Raw genomic sequence first — 7,920 nt, forward strand, 5'->3', positions numbered from 1 at the left:
GGGTCACCTGCGCGTGGGGGTGGGCGGTGGTGGTGGCCGGCTCCCGGATCATTCGCGCCCAGAGGTGGCCGGCGACAGTTACCGGCCCTGGATCACCGGCGCCTAGGGGTGGACGGCCGCGGCGCCAGCTGCCGGATCACTCGGGTTTGGGCGCGGGCGGCGGCGGTGACCGGCTCTCGGATCACCCACGCCCAGAGGTGGTCGGCGACAGTTACCGGCCCCCGGATCACCTGCGCCCAGGGGTGGGCGGTGGTGGTGGCCGGCCCCCCGATCACGCGCGCCCAGGGGCGGACGGTCGCGGTCAGCGCCCCCGCATCCCGCACGCCTAGGCGCAGGCGGCCGCGGTCACCAACCCCCGCATCACCCGCAGGTCCTCGCCCATCTCCGGATGCCACTGCACTCCCAGTACCCAGTGCGGGCCGGGCAGTTCGACGGCCTCCACCGTTCCGTCCGCCGCGTGGGCCGACGGCAGCAGGTCCCGCCCGAGGCGGTCCACGGCCTGGTGGTGGTAGGTCGGCACGGAGGTCTCCTCCGGGGCCAGGTCGCCGTAGAGCGTGCCCGGTACCGGCTTGACCGGGTGGCGGCCGAAGACGCCCGGGGTCACCGCGTGGCCGTCGATGTGCTGGGTGAGCGTGCCGCCCAGAGCCACGTTCAGGAGCTGCATGCCCCGGCAGATGCCCAGGAGGGGGGTGCCGGAGGCCAAGGCCGCCCGGATCAGGGCCAGTTCCCAGGTGTCGCGGGCGCGGGCGGGCGGGCCCGTGCGGGGGTCGGGAACGGCGCCGTAGTGGACCGGCTCCACGTCCGGACCGCCCGCGATCACGAGGCCGTCCAGACGGGCCACGGTCGCCGCCGCCTGCTCAGGGGCGTCCGGCGGAAGCATCGCGGCCAGACCGCCCGCCCGCTGGACCAGCCGCGGATAGCCCGCCGGCAGCAGCGCCGCCTCCAGCTCCCACAGGCCCCAGCGCGCCCCGGCCTCCAGATAGGTGCTGACGCCGATCAGCGGTCGTACGGTCGTCACCCGGCCCTCCCTGCCCTGTAATGGCCCACGGTCATACCTTTGCGGTTCGGGGCCCGGGAGGCAAGGTCACGCCAGGAATCCCCGCAGCAGCGCCGCCGTCCCCGCGCAGTGCTCCCGCATCATCTCCCGCGCCCCGTCCGCGTCCCCGTCCAGCACCGCCTCCACCAGCGCCGCGTGCTGGCGCTGCGAGTGCTCCAGGTTGCGGACCAGCAGCGGGATGCAGTCCAGCAGGTCGTTCACCGAGGCCCGTACCGCCGCGTACCGCGCGGTCAGGCTCGGGGAGCCGCACAGTTCCGCGAGGGTCAGGTGCAGCAGCGTGTCCAGCCGCCGGTAGTCCGCCAGCGGAGCGTCCTGCGTGGCCGCCAGCGCCTCGCGCAGCTTCCGCGCCTGCTCGTCGGCGAGGCCGTGTGCCGCGCACAGCCCCGCCGCGCCCACCTCCAGGACCTCCCGGAACCGCAGCACGTCCTCGATGTCCACCTCGGCGATCCGGCGCCGCAGCTCCTCCTCGCCCACCGCCGCCTGGGCCCGGGCCAGCACGAACGTGCCCCCGTACCGCCCCCGCCGCGACTGCACCAGCCCCTGGTCCTGGAGCACCTTCAGCACCTCGCGCAGTGTCACCCGGCTGATCCCGAGCCGCTCCGCGAGTTCCCGCTCGGCCGGCAGCCGCTCGCCCCCCGGCACCAGCCCGAGCCGCACCACCTGGAGGATCTGCTCCAGTGCCTCCTCGAAGCCGTTGCCCGCCCTGACCGGCCGCAGCACCGGAGCCAACCGGTCGTCCGGGTCGCCGTCAGCGTCCACCGACATATGGCCGAGCCCCCTTCCCAAGCAATGGTCCAGAGCAATACCTTATGGCTCCCGGCCCGGCCGGAAAAACGCGCAGCAGCCGAAGGAGCTCTCCCGTGGCAGACCGCACACCCCCGCTCAGTGTCGAGGAGCTGCACGCCCTCGTCGCGAGCGGTGAGATCGACACTGTCGTCCTGGCCTTCCCCGACATGCAGGGCCGGCTCCAGGGCAAGAGGTTCGCCGCCCGCTTCTTCCTCGACGAGGTACTCCACCACGGCACCGAGGGCTGCAACTACCTCCTGGCCGTCGACACCGAGATGAACACCGTCGACGGCTTCGCGATGTCGTCCTGGGACCGCGGCTACGGCGACTTCGCCATGCACCCCGATCTCCGCACGCTGCGCCGCGTGCCCTGGAACGCCGGTACCGCCATGCTGATCGCCGACCTCGCCTGGAACGACGGCTCGCCCGTGGTCGCCGCCCCGCGGCAGATCCTGCGCCGCCAGCTGGAGCGGCTCGCCGAACTCGGCTACACCGCCCAGGTCGGCACCGAGCTGGAGTTCATCGTCTTCAAGGACACCTACGAGCAGGCCTGGGACGCGAACTACCGGGGACTGACCCCGGCGAACCAGTACAACATCGACTACTCGGTGCTCGGCACCGGCCGCATCGAGCCCCTGCTCCGCCGGATCCGCAACGAGATGGCCGCCGCCGGCCTCACCGTCGAGTCCGCCAAGGGCGAGTGCAACCCCGGCCAGCACGAGATCGCCTTCCGCTACGACGACGCCCTGACCACCTGCGACCAGCACGCCGTCTACAAGACCGGCGCCAAGGAGATCGCCGCCCAGGAGGGCGTGTCGCTCACCTTCATGGCCAAGTACAACGAGCGCGAGGGCAACTCCTGCCACATCCACCTCTCGCTCGCCGACGCCGCCGGGAACAACGCGATGGCGGCCCCGGACGGCATGTCGGATGTGATGCGGTACTTCCTCGCCGGACAGCTCGCGGCCCTGCGGGACTTCTCGCTCCTCTACGCCCCCAACATCAACTCCTACAAGCGTTTCCAGCCCGGCTCCTTCGCTCCCACGGCCGTCGCCTGGGGCCACGACAACCGCACCTGCGCCCTGCGGGTCGTGGGCCACGGCCGCTCCCTGCGCTTCGAGAACCGGCTGCCCGGCGGGGACGTCAACCCGTACCTCGCGGTCGCCGGCCTGGTCGCGGCCGGGCTGTACGGCATCGAGCAGAAACTGGAGCTGCCCGAGGCCTGCACCGGAAACGCCTACACCGCCGAGTACGACCACGTCCCCACCACCCTGCGCGAGGCCGCCGAGCTGTGGGAGAACAGCCCCATCGCCAGGGCGGCCTTCGGCGACGAGGTCGTCGCGCACTACCGCAACATGGCCCGCGTCGAGCTCGATGCCTTCGACGCGGCGGTCACCGACTGGGAGCTGCGCCGCTCCTTCGAACGTCTGTGAAGTCGACGCCCGTGAGAGGTACTTCGTTGTCGTACGAGCATGAGCTGACCGTCCTCAACCCGGCCACCGAGGAGGTCGTCGCCACCGTCCCCGCCGCCACCGCGGCCGACGTGGACGCCGCGGTCGCCCGCGCGGCGAAGGCCCAGGTCCGCTGGGCCGCCCTCGCCCCCGCCGACCGGGCCCGGCTGCTGCGCCGGTTCGCCGACGTCGTCGACGCACACGTGGAGGAACTGGCCCGACTGGAGGTCCGGGAGGCCGGCCACCTCCTCGGGAACGCCCGCTGGGAGGCCGGCAACGTCCGCGACCTGCTCGCCTACGCGGCGGGCGGCGTGGAACGGCTCAACGGCCGCCAGATCCCGGTCCCCGGCGGCCTCGACGTCACGATCCTCGAACCCCTCGGCGTGGTCGGCGTCATCGCGCCCTGGAACTTCCCCATGCCGATCGCCGCCTGGGGCACGGCACCCGCGCTCGCCGCCGGCAACGCGGTGATCCTCAAGCCCGCCGAGACCACCCCGCTCACCGCCCTGCGGCTCGCCGAACTCGCCCTGGAGGCAGGGCTGCCGGAGGACCTGTTCCAGGTGCTACCGGGCCACGGTCCGGTCGCCGGCACCGCCCTCGTCGAGCACCCCGGCGTCGCGAAGATCGTGTTCACCGGCTCCACCCGTACCGGCCGCGACGTCATGGAGCGCTGCGCCCGCCAGGTCAAGCCGGTCACTCTCGAACTCGGCGGCAAGAGCCCCAACATCGTCTTCGCGGACGCCGACCTCGCCCGGGCCGTCGACCCCTTCTCCTTCCTCGACAACTCCGGCCAGGACTGCTGCGCCCGCACCCGGATCCTGGTCCAGGAGACGGTCTACGACGAGGTCCGGGAGCTGCTCGCCGACGCCGTGGCGTCCGTCGTGGTGGGCGACCCGGCCGACGAGAAGACCCAGATGGGCCCGCTGATCTCCGGCCGGCAACTGGAACGCGTCCGGCAGCTGGTGCCGACGGACGCCCCCGGCCTGCGCGGCAGCGCCCCCGACGGACCCGGTTTCTGGTTCGCGCCGACCGTCCTCACCGGCGAGGCGCCCGACTCCGCGGCGGCCTGCGAGGAGATCTTCGGCCCGGTCGCCGTCCTGCTGCCCTTCACGGACGAGGAGGACGCGGTCCGGCTCGCCAACGGCACCCCCTACGGCCTCTCCGGCTCCCTCTGGACCCGGGACATCGGCCGCGCCCTGCGCGTGTCCCGGGCTGTCAAGGCGGGCAACCTGTCCGTCAACTCCCACTCCAGCGTCCGCTACTGGACCCCCTTCGGCGGCTACAAGCAGTCCGGACTCGGCCGGGAGCTCGGCCCGGACGCCCTGGCCGCCTTCACCGAGACCAAGAACGTCTTCATCAGCACGGAAGGCCCCGCCCAGTGACCTCTTCGACCCCTTCGACCTCTGCGACCTCGGCGACCGATCAGATCGTGTGCCGCCGCCTCGTCGGCCGTACGGCCGTCATCACCGGAGCCGGCAGCGGCATCGGACTCGCCACCGCCCGCCGGCTCGCCTCCGAGGGCGCGAACGTGGTGTGCGCCGACGTCGACGAGGCCCGCGGCAAGGCCGCCGCGGACGAGGTGGGCGGACTCTTCGTCAAGGTCGACGTCACCGACCCGGAGCAGGTCGAGGCCCTGTTCAGGACGGCGTACGACACCTACGGCAGCGTCGACGTCGCCTTCAACAACGCGGGCATCTCCCCGCCCGACGACGACTCCATCCTGGACACCGGCCTCGAGGCCTGGAAGCGCGTGCAGGAGGTCAACCTGACCTCCGTCTACCTGTGCTGCAAGGCCGCCATCCCCTACATGCAGCGACAGGGCAAGGGGTCCATCATCAACACGGCGTCCTTCGTGGCGAGGATGGGCGCTGCCACGTCCCAGATCTCCTACACCGCCTCCAAGGGCGGCGTGCTCGCCATGTCTCGGGAACTGGGCGTGCAGTTCGCGCGGGAGGGCATCCGCGTGAACGCCCTGTGCCCGGGACCGGTCAACACCCCTCTGCTCCAGGAGCTGTTCGCCAAGGACCCGGAGCGGGCGGCCCGCCGTCTGGTGCACATTCCGGTCGGCCGGTTCGCCGAGGCCGAGGAGATCGCCGCCGCCGTCGCCTTCCTGGCCAGCGACGACTCCTCCTTCGTCAACGCCAGCGACTTCCTCGTGGACGGCGGCATCTCGGGGGCGTACGTCACACCGCTGTAGGTCTCGTCCCGGAGTGCCTGGATGAGCAGGAGGCTCCGCCCGGCCGGTACCCGAACCCCGACGCTCCGCTGCTGGAGCACCGGTGGGACGGGACGGCCTGGACGGACCACCGACGCGTCCCGGAGACCCCCGGCCCGCCCTTCCCCGTCCCGTCTGGTCGACGAACTCGACGGCATCGACCTGCCGTTGCCGGACGGCTGGGCCCCCGCGAAGCACATCACCGGCGACCACGTCGTGATGACGAGCGAGGGCGGCAGCGTCTCCGCTCGCACGCTGCCCGGCGGTGCGGGGATACCCCCGGCGTCCCTTGCCGAGCAGGACGTACGGCGGGCCGCCCACAGCTCCTACGACGGCATCCGCGGCCACCGGGTCGTCAGGTCGGAGCGCGCGGCCGTCGCCGGCCTTCCCCCAGGACCGCGGCGGCCCCCGGACGCCGTCGTCGTGCGCTTCGCCTTCGACGCGGGCCCCGCTCGCCGACATGGACCGGAGCACCGGCGGGGTCCGGCCGGCCGACCGCTGACTCAGAGGAAGGTGTGGCCTTCCCCGCGGTACGTCGGGACGGTCGCCGTCACGTCGTCCCCCTCGACGAGGTGCAGCTTCTCGAACCGCTCGCACAGCTCCCCGGCCTTGGCGTGCCGGAACCACACCTTGTCGCCGAGCAGCAGGTCGTCGGCGGCGGCGCCGAGCAGCGGGGTCTGCACCTCGCCGGGCCCCTCCTGCGGGTCGTACTTCAGCCCCTCCGGCAGATACGGCACCGGCAGCCGGTCGGGGCCGGCCGCGCCGGAGGCCGGGTAGCCGCCGCCGAGGACGGTCACCACACCCACGCCCGGCCTGCGCACGACGGGCTGGGCGAACAGGGCGGCCGGACGCCCGCTGAAGGACGTGTAGTTGTCGAACAGCCTCGGCACGTACAGCCCCGAACCCGCGCCGATCTCCGTGACGGCGTCCTCCGCGGCGGTGTGCTGCACACTGCCCGTGCCGCCGCCGTTGACGAACTCCAGACCCGGTACGACGGCCCGCACCGCGCGCACCACGGCGGCGCGCCGCTCGGCCAGTTCCCGGCGGGCGGTGGCCTGCATCAGCCGTACGGCCCGGGACCGCAGCGGCCGTCCGGCGACCGAGTCCCCGACACCGGCGATGTGCCCCTCGTAGGCCATGATCCCCACGACCTCGAACCCGGGGCGCCGGGCCACCGCGCGGGCCACGTCGGCGACCTGGGCGGGGGAGTGCAGGGGCGAGCGCCGGGCGCCGACGCGGACCCTGCCGCCGAGCAGCTTCAGCGAGGTGTCCAACTCCAGGCAGACCCGGATGACTTCGGTGCCGCCCGCGCGCGAGGCGTCGATGAAGGCGAGCTGCGCGGGGTCGTCGACCATCACCGTCACGGCGGCCGCGAGCTTGGGATCGGCGGCGAGTTCCGCGTAACCGGCACGGTCCGCGGAGGGATAGGCGAGCAGGATGTCGTCGAAGCCGCTCCTCGCCAGCCACAGGGACTCGGCGAGGGTGAAGGACATGATGCCCGCGAAGCCGTCCTTCGCCAGGACCCGTTCGAGCAGCGCCCGGCACCGCACGGACTTGCTGGCGACGCGGATCGGTTTGCCCGCCGCCCGGCGGACGAGATCGTCCGCGTTGGCGTCGAAGGCGTCCAGGTCCACGATCGCGAGAGGGGCGTCGAGATGGGCGGTGGCCCGGTCGTAACGGGCCCGGTCGGTGGCGCGCGCAGTCATGAACGAAGCCTGCCAGACAGGATTACCGCAGGGTAGGGGGACGTTCCGGGCAGATGCCCCCGGCCTGGTGGACTGGTTCCCGTTCGCCCCACGACAACCCGTAGAGTGACGCGCACGCACGCAGGGCCGTACGCCCCCGTCGCCGCCGCGCCGGGATGCCGGCCCTCCCGTGCGGGTATGCGTGCCCGGACGGCCGTCTTCCACACCGACGACCCCGACGCGGCCCGCGCACGACCGAACGGCCCGGACATGAGGAAACGGGGGGTGCATGAGCACGGAAGCACGCCGCGCCTCCATTCCTCCACGCCCGACGACCCCGCCGCGGCCGGCCCAGCCGCCGACGGTGGGCGAGGAGCCGGGCGGACGGACGAACGACGACTCCGACTGGCAGGCCTTCGGTGAGCGCGAGCGACGGGGCGGCGGATCAGGCACGGCGGCCCGGCCGGCGTTCGGCGGGTTCGACTGGCAGGGGCCGGAGGAGACCGACAGCCGCGTCCCGGCCGACCCGGAGGGCCGTGCGCCCCACGACGTGAGCGCGGGGCCGGAGTCCGGTCTGCCGGGCGGCGGGGAGCGGTCCCAGGGGCCGACCGCCGTGGGCCGGCCGCCGATACGCACGGCGAACGGAACCGCTCCGGGCGAGCGGGACGGCTCCGCCCCCCAGGAATCCCCGGACTCGGCAGCCCTGTACCCCGGCAGCGTCCCGCC

Annotated in this window: 6 protein-coding genes and 1 pseudogene; 4 read left to right on the forward strand and 3 right to left on the reverse strand. The window is 73.2% G+C overall.

Annotation, left to right across the window (positions count from 1 at the left end):
- Window positions 1-325 precede the first annotated feature (325 nt).
- Both AOJ26_RS40465 and AOJ26_RS40470 read right to left on the reverse strand, forming a co-directional pair.
- The gene (locus tag AOJ26_RS40465) at window positions 326-1,018 is read right to left on the reverse strand and encodes a gamma-glutamyl-gamma-aminobutyrate hydrolase family protein (RefSeq protein WP_053853316.1); all 693 of its coding nucleotides are present in this window, start codon (window positions 1,016-1,018) and stop codon (window positions 326-328) included.
- 66 nt (window positions 1,019-1,084) lie between these two features.
- On the reverse strand, window positions 1,085-1,822 hold the full coding sequence (locus AOJ26_RS40470) for a FadR/GntR family transcriptional regulator (protein ID WP_053853317.1): 738 nt from the start codon (window positions 1,820-1,822) through the stop codon (window positions 1,085-1,087).
- A 95-nt stretch (window positions 1,823-1,917) separates the two neighbouring features.
- Here AOJ26_RS40470 and AOJ26_RS40475 point away from each other — a divergent pair, with 95 nt between their 5' ends.
- From AOJ26_RS40475 to AOJ26_RS40485, 3 genes are read left to right on the forward strand one after another with little or no spacing between them, the layout of a single operon-like run.
- Entirely contained in the window at window positions 1,918-3,276 is a 1,359-nt protein-coding gene (locus AOJ26_RS40475) for a glutamine synthetase family protein (RefSeq protein ID WP_053853318.1), read from the forward strand.
- A gap of 26 nt (window positions 3,277-3,302) precedes the next feature.
- The gene (locus tag AOJ26_RS40480; RefSeq protein WP_053853319.1) at window positions 3,303-4,676 is read left to right on the forward strand and encodes an aldehyde dehydrogenase family protein; all 1,374 of its coding nucleotides are present in this window, start codon (window positions 3,303-3,305) and stop codon (window positions 4,674-4,676) included.
- Window positions 4,673-5,491 carry a 3-oxoacyl-ACP reductase gene (locus AOJ26_RS40485; RefSeq protein WP_053853320.1) on the forward strand — a complete coding sequence of 273 codons (819 nt, stop codon included), beginning with the start codon at window positions 4,673-4,675 and terminating at the stop codon, window positions 5,489-5,491. The genes AOJ26_RS40480 and AOJ26_RS40485 overlap by 4 nt, the downstream gene beginning before the upstream one ends.
- 521 nt (window positions 5,492-6,012) lie before the next feature.
- On the opposite strand, the gene AOJ26_RS40490 is transcribed toward AOJ26_RS40485, so the two are convergent.
- Window positions 6,013-7,215, reverse strand: coding sequence for an amino acid deaminase/aldolase (locus AOJ26_RS40490; protein WP_053853321.1), 1,203 nt, complete (start codon window positions 7,213-7,215; stop codon window positions 6,013-6,015).
- A 268-nt stretch (window positions 7,216-7,483) separates the two neighbouring features.
- Between AOJ26_RS40490 and AOJ26_RS40495 the strand changes: the two are divergent.
- Window positions 7,484-7,920 (forward strand): annotated as a pseudogene (locus AOJ26_RS40495) (hypothetical protein); the annotation flags it as partial.

Source organism: Streptomyces sp. NRRL B-24085, from assembly GCF_001282115.1.
In the GTDB taxonomy this organism is placed as follows: domain Bacteria; phylum Actinomycetota; class Actinomycetes; order Streptomycetales; family Streptomycetaceae; genus Streptomyces.